General features: G+C 42.0%; 14 protein-coding genes and 1 pseudogene. 10 read left to right on the forward strand and 5 right to left on the reverse strand.

Annotation, left to right across the window (positions count from 1 at the left end; translation table 11 throughout):
* Positions 1-23 precede the first annotated feature (23 nt).
* From CFT61_RS11265 to CFT61_RS11275, 3 genes are read left to right on the forward strand one after another with little or no spacing between them, the layout of a single operon-like run.
* Positions 24-515, forward strand: a complete 492-nt coding sequence (locus CFT61_RS11265; RefSeq protein ID WP_089544526.1) for a sigma-70 family RNA polymerase sigma factor — start codon at positions 24-26, stop codon at positions 513-515.
* Complete coding sequence (locus tag CFT61_RS11270) at positions 512-1,123, forward strand: DUF4974 domain-containing protein (protein ID WP_089544527.1); 612 nt, start codon at positions 512-514, stop codon at positions 1,121-1,123. The genes CFT61_RS11265 and CFT61_RS11270 overlap by 4 nt, the downstream gene beginning before the upstream one ends.
* A 51-nt stretch (positions 1,124-1,174) precedes the next feature.
* Positions 1,175-3,769 carry a TonB-dependent receptor domain-containing protein gene (locus tag CFT61_RS11275; protein ID WP_176425583.1) on the forward strand — a complete coding sequence of 865 codons (2,595 nt, stop codon included), beginning with the start codon at positions 1,175-1,177 and terminating at the stop codon, positions 3,767-3,769.
* 77 nt (positions 3,770-3,846) lie between these two features.
* On the opposite strand, the gene CFT61_RS11280 is transcribed toward CFT61_RS11275, so the two are convergent.
* Positions 3,847-4,668, reverse strand: a complete 822-nt coding sequence (locus CFT61_RS11280; RefSeq protein WP_089544529.1) for a bifunctional hydroxymethylpyrimidine kinase/phosphomethylpyrimidine kinase — start codon at positions 4,666-4,668, stop codon at positions 3,847-3,849.
* A gap of 45 nt (positions 4,669-4,713) precedes the next feature.
* Positions 4,714-5,481: a radical SAM protein gene (locus CFT61_RS11285; RefSeq protein ID WP_089544530.1), complete on the reverse strand. Its 768-nt coding sequence runs from the start codon at positions 5,479-5,481 to the stop codon at positions 4,714-4,716.
* A 302-nt stretch (positions 5,482-5,783) separates the two neighbouring features.
* Here CFT61_RS11285 and CFT61_RS11290 point away from each other — a divergent pair, with 302 nt between their 5' ends.
* From CFT61_RS11290 to CFT61_RS11310, 5 genes are all read left to right on the forward strand, one after another.
* Positions 5,784-6,263, forward strand: a complete 480-nt coding sequence (locus tag CFT61_RS11290; protein WP_089544531.1) for a sigma-70 family RNA polymerase sigma factor — start codon at positions 5,784-5,786, stop codon at positions 6,261-6,263.
* A 17-nt stretch (positions 6,264-6,280) separates the two neighbouring features.
* A complete protein-coding gene (locus CFT61_RS11295) occupies positions 6,281-6,967 on the forward strand; it encodes a DUF4974 domain-containing protein (RefSeq protein WP_254918951.1) in 687 nt (228 codons plus the stop codon).
* Between the two features lie 17 nt (positions 6,968-6,984).
* Positions 6,985-9,567: a TonB-dependent receptor domain-containing protein gene (locus tag CFT61_RS11300; RefSeq protein WP_254918952.1), complete on the forward strand. Its 2,583-nt coding sequence runs from the start codon at positions 6,985-6,987 to the stop codon at positions 9,565-9,567.
* 509 nt (positions 9,568-10,076) lie between these two features.
* A complete protein-coding gene (locus tag CFT61_RS16990; protein ID WP_254918953.1) occupies positions 10,077-12,572 on the forward strand; it encodes an outer membrane beta-barrel protein in 2,496 nt (831 codons plus the stop codon).
* Between the two features lie 227 nt (positions 12,573-12,799).
* On the forward strand, positions 12,800-15,103 hold the full coding sequence (locus CFT61_RS11310; RefSeq protein WP_089544534.1) for a TonB-dependent receptor: 2,304 nt from the start codon (positions 12,800-12,802) through the stop codon (positions 15,101-15,103).
* A 72-nt stretch (positions 15,104-15,175) separates the two neighbouring features.
* On the opposite strand, the pseudogene CFT61_RS17430 reads toward CFT61_RS11310, so the two are convergent.
* Positions 15,176-15,265, reverse strand: a pseudogene (locus CFT61_RS17430) (antitoxin); the annotation flags it as partial.
* 24 nt (positions 15,266-15,289) lie between these two features.
* Positions 15,290-15,583, reverse strand: coding sequence for a nucleotidyltransferase family protein (locus CFT61_RS11315; RefSeq protein WP_089544535.1), 294 nt, complete (start codon positions 15,581-15,583; stop codon positions 15,290-15,292).
* A 217-nt stretch (positions 15,584-15,800) separates the two neighbouring features.
* Here CFT61_RS11315 and CFT61_RS11320 point away from each other — a divergent pair, with 217 nt between their 5' ends.
* Together CFT61_RS11320 and CFT61_RS11325 are read left to right on the forward strand one after the other, a co-directional pair.
* Entirely contained in the window at positions 15,801-18,377 is a 2,577-nt protein-coding gene (locus CFT61_RS11320; protein WP_176425585.1) for an outer membrane beta-barrel protein, read from the forward strand.
* A gap of 20 nt (positions 18,378-18,397) precedes the next feature.
* On the forward strand, positions 18,398-19,960 hold the full coding sequence (locus tag CFT61_RS11325; protein ID WP_142990622.1) for a hypothetical protein: 1,563 nt from the start codon (positions 18,398-18,400) through the stop codon (positions 19,958-19,960).
* Between the two features lie 92 nt (positions 19,961-20,052).
* On the opposite strand, the gene CFT61_RS11330 is transcribed toward CFT61_RS11325, so the two are convergent.
* Positions 20,053-20,385 (reverse strand): helix-turn-helix domain-containing protein, encoded by a 333-nt coding sequence (locus CFT61_RS11330; protein WP_228112981.1) that lies wholly within the window; start codon positions 20,383-20,385, stop codon positions 20,053-20,055.
* Positions 20,386-20,567: the final 182 nt, after the last annotated feature.

Raw genomic sequence — 20,567 nt, forward strand, 5'->3', positions numbered from 1 at the left:
GGTAATAGCTAGTAAAAATCGTGATGGAAAAGAAAGAAATATCAACACTGTTCAGGCAGTATTACGGGCGGATGTATGGGATGGCTGTCAGCATCCTCTACGATGAGCAAGAGAGCAAGGATGTGGTTAGCGACATCTTTGAACGATTGCTCGAATTTGATACCGTATTGTTGCCAGATACCGTCGAGCACTATCTGCTAACGAGTGTTCGAAACAGTTGCCTCAAGCGCATTTCACAAAAAACGAACCGGCAGCGTATCGCTATGCTTTATGCCAGCGAACAACAGATGGCTGCATCTCCAGAAGAAGATGAACTCCGGTTGGAGCAGATGCTGCATTTTGCCAAGACCCATCTCACCCCACAACAGCAGTGCATTTTCAAGATGCGATTCCTGGGAGGGATGAAGTATGGAGAGATAGGAGAGGAACTGGGTATCAGCCGAGTGGCAGTCTGGAAACATCTTTCCAACATTACGAAGATGATTAAAGAACAATTTAAAGATTCAGAGTTATGACCAACAAGAGTAATGACGATCAGTTAGTTATGCTGAAGCGGGCTTTTGCCTATGAGAAGGCGAAAGACTCTGTGGATGTGGATAAAGCTTGGAAAGAGTTTGAGACAAAACTTGCTGATACTGATTCCAAGCAAGGGGATGAGGCTTTGGATATTTCCGAAAAAGCGTATCATCCGATAGCGCAATCTTCCTGGTTGAAGATAGCAGCCGTCTTTGTGGGATTGCTGATGCTTACGGGCATTTCGTATGCGGCTTATCATATTGTGAACCGTGCAGAAAAGAACGAGACGGCTTTGGTGACAGATAGCGTGAAAACACCGCAAAAACAGAAGGCAAAGGTTGCGGTAGATGACGCTTGGCAGAAGCTAGAACCAACCCAGAAAGCCCCTGTTGTCTTTGAGGATATTGAGTTGTCTGGCATCTTGGAGTATATTGCCGATAAGATGCAGGTAAAGGTGGAGTACCACAACCAGGCAGCAGCACATATCCGTTTTTATCTGCAATGGGATAGCAAGGATTCCCTGCAAGATATCATCGACAAAATCAATCACTTTGATAAGGTACATCTTTCCTTTGATGAGGCTAATCAGATGTTGATTGTAGAGTAAATACGCATGATTTGTTCCTATCCGTCAGGAACTGTGAAAAAGAGAGAAACTATGAAGAGAATCATATTTATGATATTTCTGTGTATGGCGCTTATGGCAGGCTATGCACAACGCTTGTCGCATACTTTCGACAAGGCTTCGTTCAGTAAGGTCTTGGTCTGGCTAGACAAGGCTCAACCCCAATATAAAATCAATTTTATCTACGATGAGTTGGAGGATTTCACCGTCAGTACTTCTTTCAAGAACAAGGATGTCCGTGATATCGTAACCCAGGTAATTGGCTTTTATCCCATCCGTGCCACCTTCGACAAAGATGAGATCTATTTCGAGTGTGTCCAGAAGGAACCCCAGAAGCTGATAGGAAGGGTGTTGGATGATAAGGGCACACCGATGGAATTTGTCAACATCGCTCTTCTGGATGTCAGGGATTCCAGCTATGTGAATGGGGGTGTGAGCAATCTTTCTGGCGACTTCGTGATTCCTGTTCATCAGAAGCAGGTCATCGCCCGTTTCTCCTATGTTGGCTACAAGACCCTGTATAAACGGGTGAATGTGGGCAAGATGGGCAGTATCCGGTTGTTCCGTGATGCCTATACATTAAATAAGGTGGTGGTGAAAGCCTACAAGCCTTTGTTCCAACGCAAGGAAGACAAGACCGTTTTCAATGTGAGTGAACTGAAGAATATCGGGGCTATGAATGCCACGGATGTGTTGAAGTATGCTCCAAAGGTGATGGTGCAGGATGATGCTTCCGGAGGAGTGAATATCAAGGTGAATAATACAGAGGCAACCATTTTCGTAAATGACAGACAACTGGCAGGAACGGAACTGAAGTCTTTCCTTTCAAGCATCAAGGCTGATGATATCCAAAGTATTGAGATACAAGATACGCATGGTGCTGAGCATGATGCCGACATTAAGGGTGGCATTGTTCATATCAGGACAAGGATTCGGGCTGGTTTTAATGGAAGTATCACGGGATATGTGGGAAATCTAAGCCCAGAATCGAGTAAGTTTTATTCCTATTATCCATTGTTGAATCTTAACTTGGGAACTGAGCGTTGGAATGTTTATGCCTCTACTTATTATATCTGGGCAAGAAATGCCCTATATGGTGAGACGCAACATCATTTTATGGAGACAGATACCCATCATCTTGTTGCTCAAACGTATGATAATAGGCAAAAGTTATATTTCTATCGTGTGGGTAGTATCTATGCCATTGATAAGAAGCATCATCATCTCTTTGGCGCTGAGTTGAATGGAAATATCAATAATGGGCATGCTGTTAGTGCGGGTGATTACTGTAAGTTTACTGATGCCAATAAGATGACGTATCAAGGTGTTTCTGATATGAACGACCGTAATAATACGGATTATCTGAATGCGGTGCTTTCTTACAATTGGAAAATAGATGAGAAAGACAGTTATCTAAAGGTATTAGGCAACTATAATTATAAGCATGCCAATAAGGGTAATAGTTTCGTAGCATCTTATGAAGATTATGAGCCTTTGCATACGGATGAGTATAATCAATCAACCTCGAATGCCAATACAGGAAGTTTGCAGACGGATTTCCGTTATAATTTCCCTAGCAGTTTGGCGCTTCGCTTAGGTTCTAAATATGAGAATAATATCAGAACCACAGGATTGAACATCAGGAACAATCTCGTGGAGGGAGATTTGACTTCAAGCGATTGGAAGTATCAGGAACAGGTTGCGGCTGCTTATCTCGGGTTGTCGAAGAACTTTGGAGAGAAGGTGTTTGCTTATCTAAGTATGCGAATGGAGAATACTTGGCAGAAGGGCATCAATCGCTTGACTGATAAAACAGAGGTGGATAAGCGATATACCAATTGGTTTCCTTATGCATACTTGTCTTATAAGTTCAATGACAAGAGCAGTATGAGTCTTACATATAGCAGCAGTATCAGCCGTCCTTCGTTTGGTGATCTTACCAATAACAAGGAACGTATTTCAGCCGTTCTTTATACAACTGGCAATCCGAATGTGCAGCCATCTATCAGTAACTCCCTTATATGGGAGTTGACCCATGGTAACCATTCTCTGTCTTTCTCGTATAAGCATAGGAAAGATGTGATAGCTGAGTATTTTGAGACGATTGGTGACAAGACTTATCGTGATATAACCAATTTTGGCTCAGAGACCATCGTGGGGGCTGATTATGCTTTCAATGGGAAAATCTTGCCTTGGTGGAATCTCAATGTGGGGTTGGCTGGCTATTATGACGATATCCCAAAGAGTTATAATGTAAAGCACATTTGGGTGGTAAGAGGCAATTGCGTCAATTACTTCACCTTCAAGAAGATAGGTAGTTTTTCTGTGGAGGGAAATTATTCTACGAGCACGATAGATGCAAACTATAAAAGTCATCCTCTTGGCTACGTGTGTTTAGGGTATAATCGAACATTCTTGAAGGATGCCTTGTCGCTGGGTTTCAGTGTATTTGATGTCTTCCATACGCTTCGTCAGAAAGGCTATCAGCTCAATCCAGTCCTCGACTATGAGTTCTATCAGAAGGCATACTCCCGTTATAGCCTGACATTGACTTATAGCTTCCACAATAAGTATAAGGCTCGTAAAGGTCAGATTCAGAATGATAACTCTATTATCAATCGACTATAAAAAATGGGGAATCTGTTTTTGCAGGTTCCCCTTTTTCCTCTTTATCAATTCCTTGTTTTTCTACCTTTCAATTTCTTCTACAAGTCCCCCAGATGCCTTTCTATAGGAATTCCTCGGTTCTTGTCCTTGTCATCCTTGTTGATGTCTATCCAGTTGCGCAGGGTATCCATGGCGATGCGGGTGGCATGGCGGAGATGATCGCCATCCTTCAGTCTGCCCACGATGATGCTGGAGAAGATGTCGCCGGTGCCCGGGAACTGAACTGGGATTTCTTCGTAGGGCAGGAGGAAATACTCTTCTGTAAGATGATTGAAACCTACCACGGCATGCTGACCCTCTACGATGCACGAGGTGATGAGCACGGAGTGGGAACCGATGGCTCTCAGTTTATCTATCAGTTCATAGGCTTCCTTCTCCGAGATTCCCTCTTCCTTGTATTCCGAATCCGTCAGCAGACAAGCCTCGGTATAGTTGGGAAAACAGAGATGCGATACGCTCAGCATCTCCTTCATGCATCTCACGGTACTCTCACTGGCTCCACCATAGAGCTTGCCGTAATCGCCCATCACGGGATCCACATAGATGTCGGTGCCCAGTTCAGCCTGTTCTCTGCAATAACGTGCTACCAGCTTAGCCTGACGCTCCGAAGCCATGAAACCCGTGGTGATGGCATCGAAGTGAATGCCCAGTTCGTTCCACTTCTGCAAGGCTTCCTCGATATACGAAGTGCATTCCAGAATGGCGTACTTGCCGTATGGGAAGGTGTTGCTGATGAGCATGGTGGGCAGATTGAACACGTCGAGTCCCATATAAGAGAGTATAGGCATCTGAACTGCGGCAGATACCTTTCCGTAGCCACACATGTCGCTGATAATAAGGATATTACTTTTCGCTTTCATTCTTTCTTTTTTCTACTTGCTTTTCTTTCTTATCCTGCTTATCTCTTAATAGCTGGCTGTACACTTGATGCCCAATGCCTCTACACGCTCCTTGATGGCATCGAGAACTTCCTTTGGTGCCTTTTCCAGCAACTTGTCTGGTGTTTCGCGGGCGATGGTATAAACCATTACCTGCTGAGGCTGGATGTCTTTCACTGCCTCCAGCCAAGGAGCTACGAAATGCTCGCTGGTATTGTCCAAACCGTCACCTCTCAGGAACATGGTCTGGATGATGACGTGCCCCTTGAACATCTTCAGATATTTGATCACATCCTTCACGTCGTAGTTAGGCTGCTGAGGGCGGTCCAGCTTCTTGATGTAATTCATATCCACGGTATCCAGTTTCAGGATGTTGTTATCCACGAGCATCAGCGCCTCTCTCACTTCCTCCTTATATATATAGGTGGCGTTGCTGAGTACAGATACTTGTGCTTCAGGGAAATATTTCTTGCAGAGTTCCATCGTATCTTCCACGATTCCCTTGAAGTCAGGGTGCCCCGTTGGTTCACCGTTTCCTGCGAAGGTGATGTCATCCAGAGGCTGGTTGTTGTCGTGGCGCTCTTTCAGAACCTTCTCCAATCCTTCTCTTACCTCCTCGCGGGTAGGGCGCTTCTTCTTAGGACGGAAGTCGGCGTTGAATCCGCATTCGCAATAAACGCAGTCGAATGAACAGACCTTGCCATCAGATGGCATGAGGTTGATGCCCAGTGAAACTCCCAGACGGCGGGAGTTTACCGGACCGAATATCGGTGATGGATAAATAATCGTTGACATAATCTTATTCTCCTTTATCTAATCTATTCTTTATTTTATCTTGGTAATACCTATTTTATACCAATCTTATTTACTTGTTTGTAATTTGGTGGGCAAAAGTACTAAAAAATGTTGGAATGAACAAATAAATCAACAGAAAATCGATTTATCCTTACCATTTGTCTTCTATCTCCGATAGATTGTGTACTTTTGCATTCCAATCCGGGGAGAATCTTGGAGATTTCGATTCGGATTTAAAGAAAAAAACAAAAAAGTTGATGTTTTGCTTAGTTTTTCGCTTGGCTCAACTGTATAGATAGTATATGAACAGAAAAAAGGACATAGAACAGTTATTCCGTCAGCATTACGCGAAGATGTACAATCTGGCCAGATGCATTCTTTCGGATGATGACGAGAGCAAGGATGTGGTGAGCGAATTATTCGCCCAGATTCTTGCCGATGATGTGGTTCTGGTGCCTGGGAGTGAGGATGGTTACTTGATGCGGAGCGTACGCAACCGCTGTCTCAACCTGATAGCTCATAAGAGCGTGAAGGAAAGGGTGGCGAAGCTGCTGCTGGATGATGCCGACGTGATTCTCTCAGAAGAGACCGATGAACGGCTCGACCGGCTGATGCTTCTCATCGAAGATCTGGAACCGCCTATCCGGCAACTCATTTTCCGTCTGCGCTATCTTCAGGAGAAATCTTATCAGGAGGTGGCTGATGAAGTGGGAGTGAGCAAGGTGACGGTATTCAACCATCTCTCGAAGGCGATGGACTGGATTAAGAAACAATTTAAATGAGCAAGACAATGACAAACATGAGTAAAGAAGAAAAGCGGATGATGCTCTTTGATATGCAGGAGCATCCCGAGAAATATACCGACGAGCAGGTGGAGCACCTGCTTGCCGATGAGGAAGTGAAGGAGTTCTTCCATGAACTGGCGATGGCGAGAATGGCTGGCAAGAAAGCCAATCCGAAGGAGGTGGATGTGGATGGGGCTTGGAAGGAGTTTGTTCAGGCACATCACGAGGATAAGTTGGCGATAGATGCCGGCAAATCCAAGGGCGCTTATCGCAACCGGATGAAGATTGCCGCATCCATCGTTGGCATCATCTTCCTTTCGGGGGTAGCCTTGGCTGCGATTCACAATGGCTGGTTGGGATTCCCGGCTTCTGATCAGACAGCGGATAACAAGGCTGCGACAGAACAACTGGCAACAACCCAGGCGGTGCCGAATGACAGTCTTCGTGCTGCAACAGTAGAGAACAAGGATTCTCTTGATATGAAACCCGTGGTGTTTGATGATGCTGAATTGGGAACCATTCTGGCTCAGTTATCCGGTTTCTATCATGTCAAGGTGGAGTATGTGGATGCCGGTGCCCAGCACATCCGTCTCTTCTTCAACTGGAACAAGACGAAGACTTTGGAGCAGAACCTGGAGATTTTGAATGCTTTCGACCGCATACAGATAGAGTATATTGACGGAACATTGATGGTGAAATAAGATAGGAGGATATATTTATGAGAGATTTTTGGAAACCAATGCCCGTTAGCGGCAAGCTTATCAGAGAGTTTCTTCTTCTCTTCCTGCTGTTTGGGGTTCAGCAGTCTTATGCCCAGCGCATCACCCGACAATATAATAATGTGTCGTTCTCTGCGGCGTTGAAGGATTTGAACGCCCGCCAGCATAAGTACACCATCAACTTTGTGTATGATGAACTGGAGGATTTCAGGGTGACCAAGAGCATCAGAAACCAGAGCGTTCTCGATGCCATCATGCAGCTGATAGGATTCTATCCCATCAGAATGACGCAGGTGGAGGATAATATCATGGTGGAGTGTACGCAGAAGACAACCCTTCGTTATAAGGGACGTATTATAGATGAGAGTGGCAATGCTGCCGAATATGCAAATATAACCTTGTTGTCGCCCATAGATTCCACAATAGTAGGACATGGTGTGAGCAATGAGAATGGAAGTTTTGTCATTCCTTGTAATTCCCGGAAAGTCTTAGCCCGTATCACATACGTTGGTTATAAGACAATCAGCCGTATATACAGCAATCCGGAAATGGGAATCATCACATTGCAGCCCGAAACGATGATTATCAAGGGAGTTGTAGTGAAGGGTGAAAGGCCTCAGTATAAAATGTCGCCTGGAGGAGTGGAGGTTGCCGTAGAGCATACCTTGCTTTCTAAGATGGCAAACACTTTTGATGTCCTGAATCTGTTGCCCCGTGTCTCTGTTGATGGACAAAAGATATCCGTGTTTGGTAAAGGCACACCGATTGTTTTTATCAACAACAAGCGTGTGAATGACAATAATGAGATTGTAAACATCACTCCCGACAACATTAAGTCGATTTCGGTGATAACAAGTCCTGGAGCAGAATATGATGCCGAGGTAGAATCGGTAATTCGTATCCGCACCAAAGAGCGGCGTGCCAATGGGTTCAGCTTGCGTGCGGATGCTTACGGTAAATACAATAAATGGATGTCGGATTACGAGCTTATCAGCACCCGGTATCAGACCAAGAAATTTGAGATAGCCAATAGCTTATGGACGCAGGGCTATCATATTGGCGAGGATAATCACCTGAACACAGATATCAATTTGCCCGACAAGCATTATCACAACGACCAGCATTTTAATTCGGATACCAAACACCGCTTCTTGTCGGAATATCTCTCGGCCGACTATTCACTCAACGACAGCAATTCTATTGGTGGCTCTTATCGCTACTATGGCATGTTGAATGGCAGGACGAATAGTGCAAGCCAACAGGATGTGTTTCTGAACGGTGTGGCACAGGGAAGCATTGGGCAGAATGAGGTTGCAAAGCCTCACCTTAGTTCACATGAGGCAGAAATCTATTATGTGGGAAAGATAGGACAGGTAGGCATCGATTTCAATGGCACATACTATACGGTCAATAATAGACGTAATGACGAGAGTATTGAAAGCAGCAAGGAGTTGGGCAATCAGGAGGTACACTCAAGCAATCGTCAGAATAGCGATATGTGGGCAGGCAAGTTGGTTGTGAATATTCCTCTGTGGAAAGGAAATGTTTCTGTAGGAACAGAGCTGTCGAAGACCGACTCTCATGGAACGTTCCTGAATGAAGAGCAGTTGGTGCCATCCACAGAGACGGATATCCATGAAAGAAATGTTGCTGGCTTTGCACAATATGAACTGCCCCTCAGCAAGTGGACCATTGGTCTTGGTGTGCGTTACGAGAATATCATTCGCGACTATTTCTCTGGTGGAGTCAAGCAGGATGATGTGAGCAGAAGATACAGCAACTTCTTTCCTAACCTCAGCTTATCATGGAACAAAGGTAATTGGAATTGGCAGTTGAATGTCAACGAGAAAATAAATCGTCCAAGTTATCGACAGTTAGGCAACTTCATGCAGTTTGACAACCGTTTCCTTTATGAAGGCGGAAATCCTACCTTGCAACCGGAGAAGGTGTTCAATGTTGAGGCAATGATGACATATAAGTGGCTGAATGTTTCCGCAGGTTATAAATATCTGAAGGATGTGATAGAGTGGACCAAGTATATCTATCCTGGAAAGGAATTTGCTTATAGTACGTCGTTGAATTTCGACCATAAGCAGCTGCTTTATGCTTCTGTCCATGTTTCGCCAAAGCTTGGCATCTTCCGTCCTAGGTGGGGATTCTATTATAAACAGCAGTTCTTCGATACCAGGAAGTATGGTGCCAGCAAGGCATTAAGCAGACCTTTGCTGTTGTGCTTGCTCGACAATAATTTCGCTCTTTCAGAAACCATGAACGCGGCTATCAGCCTGAATGCAGAAACCCCCAATGCAGATGGATTTCTTATGATGAAGAGTAATTACAGCGTCGATCTGCGGTTCGACAAGTCGTTTGCCAATCGCACATGGATCATTTATCTTTCTGCAAATGACATCTTCAAGACTACAAAGGAACGTTGGACGATGTATGGACAGGGTTCGGGTACCATGAAAGACTGCTACAACTATACTCGTAGCATCTCTTTGCAGGTTACGTATAATTTCAATGCCAAGCGCAGTAAGTACAAGGGTACTGGAGCCGGTAATGAAGAAAGGAGCCGCTTGTAGCTCTTGTTAGGAAGAAACTCTCTTAATACAACAATGAATATATGAAAATCGGTCAAGCGAAAGCAAAACCATATTGGTTTGCTCTTTGCTTGACCGATTAAAATTTTGTCTTGTGATGGAATCTTTACAGGTGTGGCGTGAGCCAAAAAAGCCTTTAAGGAGATTTGTTCTTTCCCTTAAGGAAAAATATTTTTTTCCTTAAGGATATTTTTATTTTTCCTTAAGGGAAAATTTTAAATCTCGTTATGCCCCGTTTTTCTAGCATTTCAGGCGAATATGTATTTCCTGGAATATTGTTTACATAGATATGTCTTTTATCTCTGTTACTTCCTCTTTTTGGAGGTTGAAATAAGTATATTAACGAAATAAAAAGGCAGAAGTTTAGCATATCTCTATTTGTTTTTGTACCTTTGCATAGGTTTTTCGAAAATAATCTATGTTTTGCTTAGTTTTTTGCTTGGCTCAACTGTATAGATAATAAGTAACAGAAAAAAGAAAGACTGATGTATATGAAAAAATGGATTATGATTTGTGCTTGTGTGGCTGTTTTTCAAACCGCATTAGCCCAGCGCATCACCCGACAATATAATAATGTGTCGTTCTCTGCAGCGTTGAAGGATTTGAATGCCCGCCAGCATAAGTACACCATCAACTTCGTGTATGATGAACTGGAGGATTTCAGGGTAACCAAGAGCATCAGGAACCAGAGCGTTCCCGATGCCATCATGCAGCTGATTGGATTCTATCCCATCAGAATGACGCAGGTGGAGGATAATATCATGGTGGAGTGTACGCAGAAGACTCCCACCAAGATGATAGGCCGCATCATCGACAATAAGAAACGCCCTGTTGATTTCGCCAATGTAGCCCTGCTGAATGTTAGGGACTCTTCATTGATAAATGGCGGCGTGACGAATGAGAATGGCCAGTTCGTGATTCCCTGCGAAGCCACAAAGGCGATAGTTAGAGTAAGTTGTGTGGGCTATCATACGGCTGTAGATACTTATAATACTGGTAAAATCGGGACGATAACATTGAAGGAGGCAACGATGAACCTGCAGAAGGTGGTTGTGAAAGCCGAAAGAGGACATGTCGTCAAGAAGAAGGGAAATGTCAAGACCTTCTTTTTCAGTCACCATGCCAATGAAACCAAGGATATTTATACAGCCTTGACAGAAGTCCCAGATCTGCGTATTGATCCGACGATGAAAACCATCAGTCTTGCCAAAGGTGGTGCGCCATTGGTCTTGATAGATGGTATTCCCAAATCTCACTCCTTGGCAAGTATCTCACCAGCTATGATCGACAAGGTGGAAGTTTCAAACAGCGTTCCTTTGGAATATATGGGACAGGGATATTCTGGTGTAGTCAATATCATAACCAAAAAGCATAAGGAAGCGAGCAGATACTTCAACATGGGAGTTTTGTCTCATCCCGTCGTGGCTTTTGGTTCGGCTGATGCAAACTTCTCCTACGATAAAAGCAGATTTTCTATCTACTCCGGATTGACCGGTTTCGCCTTTTTGGATAATAAGTCGAAGACAACAGATGCATTAACCGTGTCTGGCAAGAATCAAAATACAGAAACCGAACGAACCAATTATTATAAAGATTGGAAAGCCATGGTAGGAGGAGATTACCGGTGGACAGACAAATCGGTCTCTTCCTTAGGCTTTGTATTTGAACTGATTCCTCAAAACTCGTTCGATACAGGTAAGATTGAATATTCATCAGAAGATGACTTGCTCGGAAATAATATTTTGGATTATCATCGTAAATATGATGATGACTTATACAAGTATCAAATGAATTTGTATCATAAATCTTCATTCGGCAAAGCATCTTCCTTGACATTCCATTTTAGTGGCATCTATTCCTACAATACAAATACCACTAAGCGTCAGGAGAATCAAACCGAATATCTTTACTCTGCTAAGTATAGACAAAAAGAAGTGAATGGTGGACTGGATTATGCCTTTCCATGGGTTGCAGCTAATTGGAAGATAGGAGCCAATTCCGTATTCCTGTGGCACAACATCCAGTCGCAGGCTGACCATACTCTGTCAAAATATAATGAGTGCAACAATTATGGCTATCTTGAGGTAGAAAAGAACATGGGGAATCTTGATGTTTCTGCTTCCTCGGGAATAAACATCGCGTATAGGAGTATGGGGAACGACCATTTCAGTTTTGTCAATTGGCATCCGATCTTAGACTTGTCATATCATATGGGAACCAATCACAATTTGGAATTCTCTTATGAATATGCAAGTTCGAATCCGGAGATAGACCAGTTGTGTGATGTAAACTCTGCCACTAATCCTCTGTTTGTGAATGTAGGAGATAAGAACATCAAACCGGCATATACTCATGATTTGCAATTGGATTACACAGCCAATATTAAGTCTCTGTACATAGATGTTTTTGCTCAATATGAGAATATCCGACAGCGCATAGCCCAGTATAGCAAGGTGAATATGCAGCAAGTGGTGATGTCTTACTATAACGATAAGAACAGCTACAATCTGTATAACTGTGGCGCAACTGTCCGATATATGATTCCTCACTTTGTCTTATTGGGGATGATACAACAGAATTGGGTGAAATGTGCAGGCTATTCTGATAACTATCTCTACGGGATGCTGCAGGGACAATATTACAATGATAGAGTCAATGTCAATTTAATGTTTGATACGAATGAGGTAAAGAATTCAACGCCAGAGGCAAGGTATAAGACTTCTCCGGAATCTCAGTTGACTATATCCTATTCCATATCGAAAAGCTTTGATATCAGTCTCGGAATGCGTTATCTGTTCACCCATAAGCATATATGGAATACCGTACAGACTGCGCAAGTCCAGGAATCCTATTGCAACAACTTCAGTACAAGACAGAATCTGGTGATGTTGGGTTTCAGATATAACTTTAATGGGCAGGACAAAAAGAATCATAGCGACCAGGTTTTCAAGTCTGCCAATTCAAAGAGTTTTATCAAGGATTATTGATGGTTCATTGAGTCCACTTGAAAAAGTTGTCTAGGTTTGAAATCGGTCAAGCGAAGGCAAAACCATATTGGTTTGCTCTTTGCTTGACCGATGTTTTTTATTAAGCCCCTTTGTTGTTTTGTTATATTTTAATTAAATATGGTTAAATTCTGTCGTTTTGTTGTGTTGTTGCTTTTTTTTTGTACTTTTGTAAGCGAAATATAAGGTTTTACTAACTCGAAAGAAATATGAGGAGATTTTTATTCGTTATAATCAGCTTGCTATCATTAGTCATAGTAAAAGCGCAGGAGCCCAATTCTGGAGTTTCACAGCAGAATGTTTTTCATGGAGAAATTGTGTCGAAGGAAGGAAATGGCGGAATTGCAGATGGCTATGTCCTGCTTATACTAGATGGAAAGATATTTAAAACCACCGCTTCTGATAAAAAAGGGCATTTTTCAATGAAGAATGTTCCTGACGGTAATTATATTGTAGAGGTGACGTGCTTGGGTTATCAGTCGGTAAGTGATTCTCTTAAAATAAAAGGTTCAACCCGTCGTAATTTTCAGTTAATAGAAGAGGCAAAGGAATTGGGAGAAGTGACAGTTGTTGCAGACCGTAGCCAAATAGTAAAAAGGACAGCTAATGGTGAAGTGTTCTATCTGTCGTCTGCAGCCAAGAAAATGAGCAATCCTTTCAGGGCTTTGCAGGAGATTCCTGCCATCATATCAGATGCTAACACTTCGTCTGTAAAGACACTTGACGGTAAAGCTCCTTTGATTCTCATCAATGGCAATATGGTCAATTCGGGTATCGGACCGATTTCTCCAGCAGACATTGAGTCTGTTGAGGTTGTAAACTCAGTATCTGCCCGCTATTTGCAAGAAGGTGTTACGAGTATTTTGAACATAAAGCTAAAAAGACATACCAAACCATATTTATGGCTTGAAGGGGCAACACGTCATGAAATTCCTGTTGGCAATGGTTTTGGTGTGGGGTATTTTGAAGTGGGAAACCATAAGATAAGTCTTTATGGTAGAGCTGCCTATCACTATAAATATCATGAAGATGTGGAATCTTCTGTTAATCGCACGAACACAGGTTATAAACAGACTTATGACCAGTCAACTCGTAATGACACTCACAAATGGATAGGGGAATTGTTACTAAAGTATCTGATTACGTCTAATGATTACTTTGCGGCTCAGTTCTACGACTCATATAATTCTACGGAAGGAAAAAGCTTGGCACATGGAAATTATCTTACGGATATTTCGCAGTTGTATGGCTTTCAATTCTTTGATAAGAATAAGAGTAATATTCTCACCACGAGTCTGTATTACAAACATTCATTTTCAAAAAGTAGTGATTTGGAGTTGCGCTTAGCATACAATTTCAATAAAAACGATTATTGTGCCAATCGTGTAGATTATTACGACGAGCAGCAGGTTGATGCTAATACTCTATATAACAACAAGCGTCATTCTGGAAGTTTTAATATAGACTATTCCAAAGAATATGCCAACAATAGCTCTCTTATAGCGGGAAGTCATAGTACGCTTATTATGGATGACATCGATAATGCCATTGGTGAAAATCCTCTTTTCAAACATCATAGCTATAATCAATATGTGTATGTAGGTTATGGTGGTTCTTTCAAGCAATTACGCTATAATGCATCAATAGGAATGGAGGGTATATGGGCAAAGGCAGGCGAAGCCAGCTACAGTTATTTCCGTCCAAGGGGCAATGTTAGTATGACATGGATAGCCAACAAACACAACTCTGTTCGCTTAAGTTACCAACTTACAAATATGGCTCCGAATGTCGCCTATCTGAATCCTTACAATACATCAACAGATTCATTGTTTGTAAGTTTAGGTAACCCGAATCTGAGACCTCAGATGACACATTACGCCTCTATGTCATATACTTTGAATGTTGGAAAACTCTACTTTATCCCTACTGTTGGGTATAAATACGTAAGTGATGTGATAGAAAACTACGGTTATTCCGATGGGGGCATTTATTATAGCACTTATGCCAACACTGGGCATTTCTCCCGAGTATCAGCAGGCGCAGATTTGAGTTATCGTTTTAAGTGGGGACGGGTCTATGCCGGTGGGGGCTGGAAAGCCGATCATTATATGGGGCAAGATGCCAAAAACTCTGCTTATGCTTCATTTGGCTTTAACGCACAAGTGAAAAACTTTTCATTCTATGGTGATGTAGATTATAATTCAAGAGATTACACGGCATTGGCTTGTACCAGATATAAGCATCCGTCAGTTGCCAATCTTCAGGTAAATTTCAATTTTACGCCAGATTTTTATATGGGTGTCTGCTTACAGCATCTTACGGGTGAATATCAAAGCAAGGTGACGACGGTTGACGGATCTTTCCATTCTGTAATAGAGAATCATTACAAGGACCAGAAATTCCGTCCATGGGTAATTCTAAGATATACTTTCCGCAAGAATGCTGAGAAGAAACATAAACTCGGCAAAGTCTTGAATAGCACAGAAGAGGGTATCTCTATTTTGAAAAAGTAGAGTTCTTAGGTTTGAAATCGGTCAAGCGAAGGCAAAACCATATTGGCTTGCTCTTTGCTTGACCGATGTTTTTTATAATTCTTCTATCATCTTATTGATTGTTTCTAACATTCCAGGGAGTTTGTTCTTGACTACATCAAAGACAATAGATTCATCTATGTCAAAATAGTGATGATTAGTTCTTCGTCATGCATAGATTCCATCTCTTTTAATTTGCTTCAAAAGCATCGGATTCATGTTATTGCGAAGTCGGACAATATCTACAGGCTTACCAAAGAGCTCTTGCAGTTCTTCCTTAATGTGAACCATTGTAAATAAGTCTGGCTTTTTCATTTCTACACAAACATCAACATCGCTGTCTTCGGTCTGTTCGTTTCTCGCCACAGATCCAAAGATTCCAATCTTTGTAATACCATAAGCATCAGCTTTGGTGCTTAGGTATTTGCGAAGTATGGTAATATAATCGTTTGTCGTTTTCATTATCTTTCCATTTTTGCCACAAATATACGATTTTATTTTTTATGTTCCAAGTTTTTGCAGGGGTTTCTTGCAATAATAGTTCAAATTACTTGGTTTTAGGGTGTTTTTTATTACCTTTGCATAGGTTTTTCGAAAATAATCTATGTTTTGCTTAGTTTTTTGCTTGGCTCAACTGTATAGATATAATAAGTAACAGAAAAAAGAAAGACTGATGTATATGAAAAAATGGATTATGATTTGTGCTTGTGTGGCTGTTTTTCAAACCGCATTAGCCCAGCGCATCACCCGACAATATAATAATGTGTCGTTCTCTGCAGCGTTGAAGGATTTGAATGCCCGCCAGCATAAGTACACCATCAACTTCGTGTATGATGAACTGGAGGATTTCAGGGTGACCAAAAGCATCAGAAACCAGAGTGTTCCCGATGCCATCATGCAGCTGATTGGATTCTATCCCATCAGGATGACGCAGGTGGAGGATAATATCATGGTGGAGTGTACGCAGAAGACTCCCACCAAGATGATAGGCCGCATCATAGACAATAAGAATCGCCCTATAGATTTCGCCAATGTAGCCTTGCTGAATGTTAGGGACTCTTCATTGATAAATGGCGGCGTGACGAATGAGAACGGCCAGTTCGTGATTCCCTGTGGAGCCACAAAGGCGATAGTAAGAGTAAGTTGCGTGGGCTATATTACGACAAGCAATACATATAATATAGGTAAGATAGGGACGATAACTCTGAAGGAGGCAACGATGAATCTGCAGAAAATAGTAGTGAAAGGACATCGACAGCCTTTCAGAATGACTTCTGAAGGATTGGTGGCTCAGGTAGAAGGTACATCCTTGGAGAAAATGGGCTCGGCAGAAGATGTTTTGAAACATCTTCCGAGAGTGATGCAGAAGAATGAAGAAATAGAAGTCTTGGGCAAAGGTAAACCTTTGATTTATATCGATAACAAGAAAATCAAGGGAACCATTGATCTCGACAGATTGAGTTCTTCTGACATCAAACATGTAGAGGTGATAACCGAGCCGGGTGCAGAATACGATGCAACCTATCAGGCTGTCATCAGAATCAAGACGACAAGAAAGAAGGGAGAAGGACTGGGATTGACTTATCGGCAGGTCTATCAGCGCAATCATCAGGACAATCATCGTGAAGTACTCGATTTGAATTATCGTTATCGGGGATTGGATATCTTCTCCAATTTGTATGGCGGTTTGTCTCAGGGCTATCAGAATCAGCATAATGATAACAGACTCTACGGCAAGACGCTCATGAGTATCAACGAAGACTTGATTATCAAAAACAAGAGTTACTATACCAGTGGAAGTCTTGGTTTTAATTATGTTTTCAATGATAAGCATTCCGTGGGTGCCACTTACGAGGTGAACATCAATCCTTATAGTCGGGGTGGATGGAATTCGCTGATGGATGTCTGGAAGAATGGCTCCAAGACAGAAAGCTATACAAATGATATGTATTGTCGTTTCAAAAGCCGACCTACGCAGGATATTACGGCTTATTATGCCGGACAGATAGGAAAGGTGAGCATAGAATGGAATGGGGAAATATATCTTCGTAAAACAGGACAGACTCAATATTCTGAAGAAACAGGAATGGAGGGTGGAGATTCTCGTACGATAGAATCTGATTTCACGGCTGATAGTTGGATGCATGCATCTAAGCTGGTACTGAGCTTTCCGGTATGGAAAGGTACTCTGAAGGTTGGTAATGAGTTTACCGAAAGTTGCCGTGCCAATCTTTATACTATAGATGAACAGGGAACTGACTTGCCAGGCAAGACGGACGATCAGGTGAAGGAAAGTAATCTTGCAGCCTTTGTTTCTTATGGATTGAGACTGAACAAGGTAGAACTGAATGCTGGCCTCAGATACGAACATGTTTCTTCCAATTACTATAATACAGGTGGTGATTATTGGAGCGAGGAGAATAAGGATTATTTCGTACCCGACCAGAGTCGTAAGTACGACCATTTCTTTCCGAATGTGTCCTTAACCTTTCCTATCGGGAATGTGAAAATGAATATGGTCTATAAGGTGACGGTAAGTCGTCCTTCCTATAGTCAGTTAAGTAGTAACGTGCAATATAATAGTCGCTATTATTATCAGGGTGGAAATCCATTGCTCACGTCAACCTTCGAACATGGCATAGGGATTAATCTGGGATATAAATGGTTCCAGTTTTTTGCCAACTGGCGTTATCTTGTAGATCCTTGCTATCAGGTGATAGAACCGTATCATGACAATGAGTTAATCAGTATGTACACCTTTCGTAATTTGAATCATACTCAGGTTTGTTACGTGGGACTGACGGCATCGCCGACGATAGGATGGTGGCATCCTACGTTGGACGCTGGTATGAGAAAGCAGTTCCTGACCATTGGTGGTAAGGCATACAGCAAACCGATATTCATCGGCTCTTTCAATAATGCGTTTTCACTACCATACGGTTGGACGCTTAATCTTGATATGAGTTGGAACACGCAGGGCCATTCTGCGCTTCTGCTTTATATGGCACAAGGAGGAGTGGACGTCTCTTTGCGTAGAAGTTTTCTTCACGATCGCCTGAATGTCATTTTGGCGGGCAATGACCTCTTTGCGACGATGCGCAATTCCACAAGATTGGTATATGGTACCAGCGATATCTATACCAGAAAATATACGGATACCCGAATGTTCATGTGCTCATTCAGCTATAAGTTTAATGTTAGTAGAAGCAAGTATAAGGGTACGGGTGCCGGTAATACAGAAAAGAACAGATTGTAAAATAAAAAAACAGAAAGTATATGAAGCGTTGTTTATGGATGATATTCATGGTGGTTGGCATCTGGATGCTAACTGGCTGTAGTAGTGATGATGATAAGTTGGACAGCCTTCCTTGGAATGACAAGGAACTGTTCAACCAGTCTTTTGTTTTAAATCAGGATGGGTATTGCATCTTAGATGGAAAGGCTCCTGTCTGTGATATAGATAGGAATGTTCTGAATTCTTGGCTTGTAAGTTATGGCTGGCAACCTGTCGGCATCTATCAGGTGAAGGAAAACGGTAAACTTGCGAAAACTGATTATCGTGAAGGTATCAAGGATTATAGTCCGAAGGTCTATGAATTCTTATCTGAGAATCAGTTGATGACTTATTATCGTGATGAAGATACACGTACATTCTGTTTCAAGAAGCAGGATTGGTCGTATGATGATGCGACGGGCATTGTCATCAAAACGAATAAGGCAGGTAAGGTTGATGATTATATGCAAATTCTGGATGTGAAGTTTCATGAAGATGAAGCTTACCTGTATGTGATGGAGAAGATTGGTTCGGTGACAGTAGCTGACAATCAGGAAAAAACTGTTTATGGCTTGGTGGTATATCAGCGTTTATCTTCATTAGAATTGATTGATGTGCAGAATACTTATACTATTGATAAGAGTGATGAAGAAGACAAGCCAAATGAAACTGAAAAAGTACCGGATGATTGCCGTTATTATATTCGGTGTGTATATGCCAATTCTAAGGATGCCCATGGAATGGGTGATGGACATAGTAAATTTCAGTCATTCAGACTATTGAGTTTTGATTTGACCGATTATCAGAACAATAACTCATCAGCTAACCCTTATTATCATTATTATGATTCCATTGTATGGTCTTGTAAGGGAATGCCAGATAGGGAAGTGAGTCTCAGAAATGATTACAATTGGAGTGTTGTGTCAATTAACCTTACCACTTATCTTTTTCAGATCAACCGTAATACTTCTATGACGGAGGAAGATAGAACATTGATTGTTGCTGATGGCTATAAGGGTGGACGTGTGGTTTATTCTTCCGGCATCTATCTCAATATCTATAATACTGGTTTCATGGGTTACGATTTCGGCTCTTCTGATTTGCTGAATCCATCTAATGAAGACTATGATTTGTATTGCATCTTCGACCGGAGCAAGCGGTTCCGGATAGTCTCTCCTCGTTATTCTCCTGATTTTCCGGAAAAGCCATATTCTGAGTTGAAATACATTGTATCAGGGGTGCTGTTGGATTCTGAGGATCCGGAAAGCATGAAGAAGCATGAGGCTGTGCTGTCTGAGCAAAAGAGGATGTTGGTTGAGCTGATGGATATGTATTATGGTCAGTATGGCAAGGGTGTTGTGGTAGATGATTCGAACAGAGAGAAGTACCGCAATCGTTTCAAGGCTTTGCCATCCGATGCAGACCTTGTGATGTATTGGAAGGGCTATACGCCTGCGCAATGGAACTCTGATTATGAGGGATGTTTAGTTGCTTTAATCTTGAAAAAGAATAAGGAAAATCCCTTAAAGAATTACTATTGTATCCATGCAGAGCCGATTAAATAAATTTCTCTCTCAATACAACAATGAATATATGACAATCGGTCAAGCGAAGGCAAAACTATGTTGGTTTGCTCTTTGCTTGACCGATTAAAATTTTATACACATATTTCTAAATCCTGATGGACGACATTTAATATCGGAGCTTGGAGAGCATCCTCAATAGATACAAGAGTGTCTATTGTAAAATTATGTGTTCCTCGCATCCATTTGCTTATTTCCGCTTCCCGTTTTCCGAGTAGAAGGGCTAGGTCTTTCTGCTTCATCCCTTTAGAAACCAGAATGTCATGTATCCTATCTACGATTTGGAAAGACAAATCTACAGACTTGCGAATCTCAGGATCAACATGTTTGCGGCGTTCTTCTAAAATCTTACTTCTTCTTCTGAGCATGTGCTCTAAGCGGTTTTTATCTCTACTTCGTTCTCTCATATACTAAGATTTTATCACGTTCTCTATAATGGCTCGTTTACCCATATTGTAATGATGTTGTTTCTTAACTGCAAAGGTACACTTTTTATTCGAAAGAGCAAGCTTTTTTCTAGTTTTTTATTACCTTTGCATCGGTTTTTCGAAAAAAGTAGAAGATTTCTTCATTTTAGGGGTAATTGATT

The sequence above is a fragment of the Segatella copri genome, assembly GCF_002224675.1.
GTDB classification, from domain to species: domain Bacteria; phylum Bacteroidota; class Bacteroidia; order Bacteroidales; family Bacteroidaceae; genus Prevotella; species Prevotella copri_U.

What these genes read in the sequence shown, in the direction of transcription:
- CFT61_RS11330 (WP_228112981.1), bottom strand. Translation starts at nt 20,385, where the DNA reads ATGAGAGAACGAAGTAGAGATAAAAACCGCTTAGAGCACATGCTCAGA.
- CFT61_RS11325 (WP_142990622.1), top strand. Translation starts at nt 18,398, where the DNA reads ATGAAGCGTTGTTTATGGATGATATTCATGGTGGTTGGCATCTGGATG.
- CFT61_RS16990 (WP_254918953.1), top strand. Translation starts at nt 10,077, where the DNA reads ATGAAAAAATGGATTATGATTTGTGCTTGTGTGGCTGTTTTTCAAACC.
- CFT61_RS11320 (WP_176425585.1), top strand. Translation starts at nt 15,801, where the DNA reads ATGAAAAAATGGATTATGATTTGTGCTTGTGTGGCTGTTTTTCAAACC.
- CFT61_RS11280 (WP_089544529.1), bottom strand. Translation starts at nt 4,668, where the DNA reads ATGAAAGCGAAAAGTAATATCCTTATTATCAGCGACATGTGTGGCTAC.
- CFT61_RS11285 (WP_089544530.1), bottom strand. Translation starts at nt 5,481, where the DNA reads ATGTCAACGATTATTTATCCATCACCGATATTCGGTCCGGTAAACTCC.
- CFT61_RS11300 (WP_254918952.1), top strand. Translation starts at nt 6,985, where the DNA reads ATGAGAGATTTTTGGAAACCAATGCCCGTTAGCGGCAAGCTTATCAGA.
- CFT61_RS11315 (WP_089544535.1), bottom strand. Translation starts at nt 15,583, where the DNA reads ATGAAAACGACAAACGATTATATTACCATACTTCGCAAATACCTAAGC.
- CFT61_RS11310 (WP_089544534.1), top strand. Translation starts at nt 12,800, where the DNA reads ATGAGGAGATTTTTATTCGTTATAATCAGCTTGCTATCATTAGTCATA.
- CFT61_RS11295 (WP_254918951.1), top strand. Translation starts at nt 6,281, where the DNA reads ATGAGTAAAGAAGAAAAGCGGATGATGCTCTTTGATATGCAGGAGCAT.
- CFT61_RS11265 (WP_089544526.1), top strand. Translation starts at nt 24, where the DNA reads ATGGAAAAGAAAGAAATATCAACACTGTTCAGGCAGTATTACGGGCGG.
- CFT61_RS11275 (WP_176425583.1), top strand. Translation starts at nt 1,175, where the DNA reads ATGAAGAGAATCATATTTATGATATTTCTGTGTATGGCGCTTATGGCA.
- CFT61_RS11290 (WP_089544531.1), top strand. Translation starts at nt 5,784, where the DNA reads ATGAACAGAAAAAAGGACATAGAACAGTTATTCCGTCAGCATTACGCG.
- CFT61_RS11270 (WP_089544527.1), top strand. Translation starts at nt 512, where the DNA reads ATGACCAACAAGAGTAATGACGATCAGTTAGTTATGCTGAAGCGGGCT.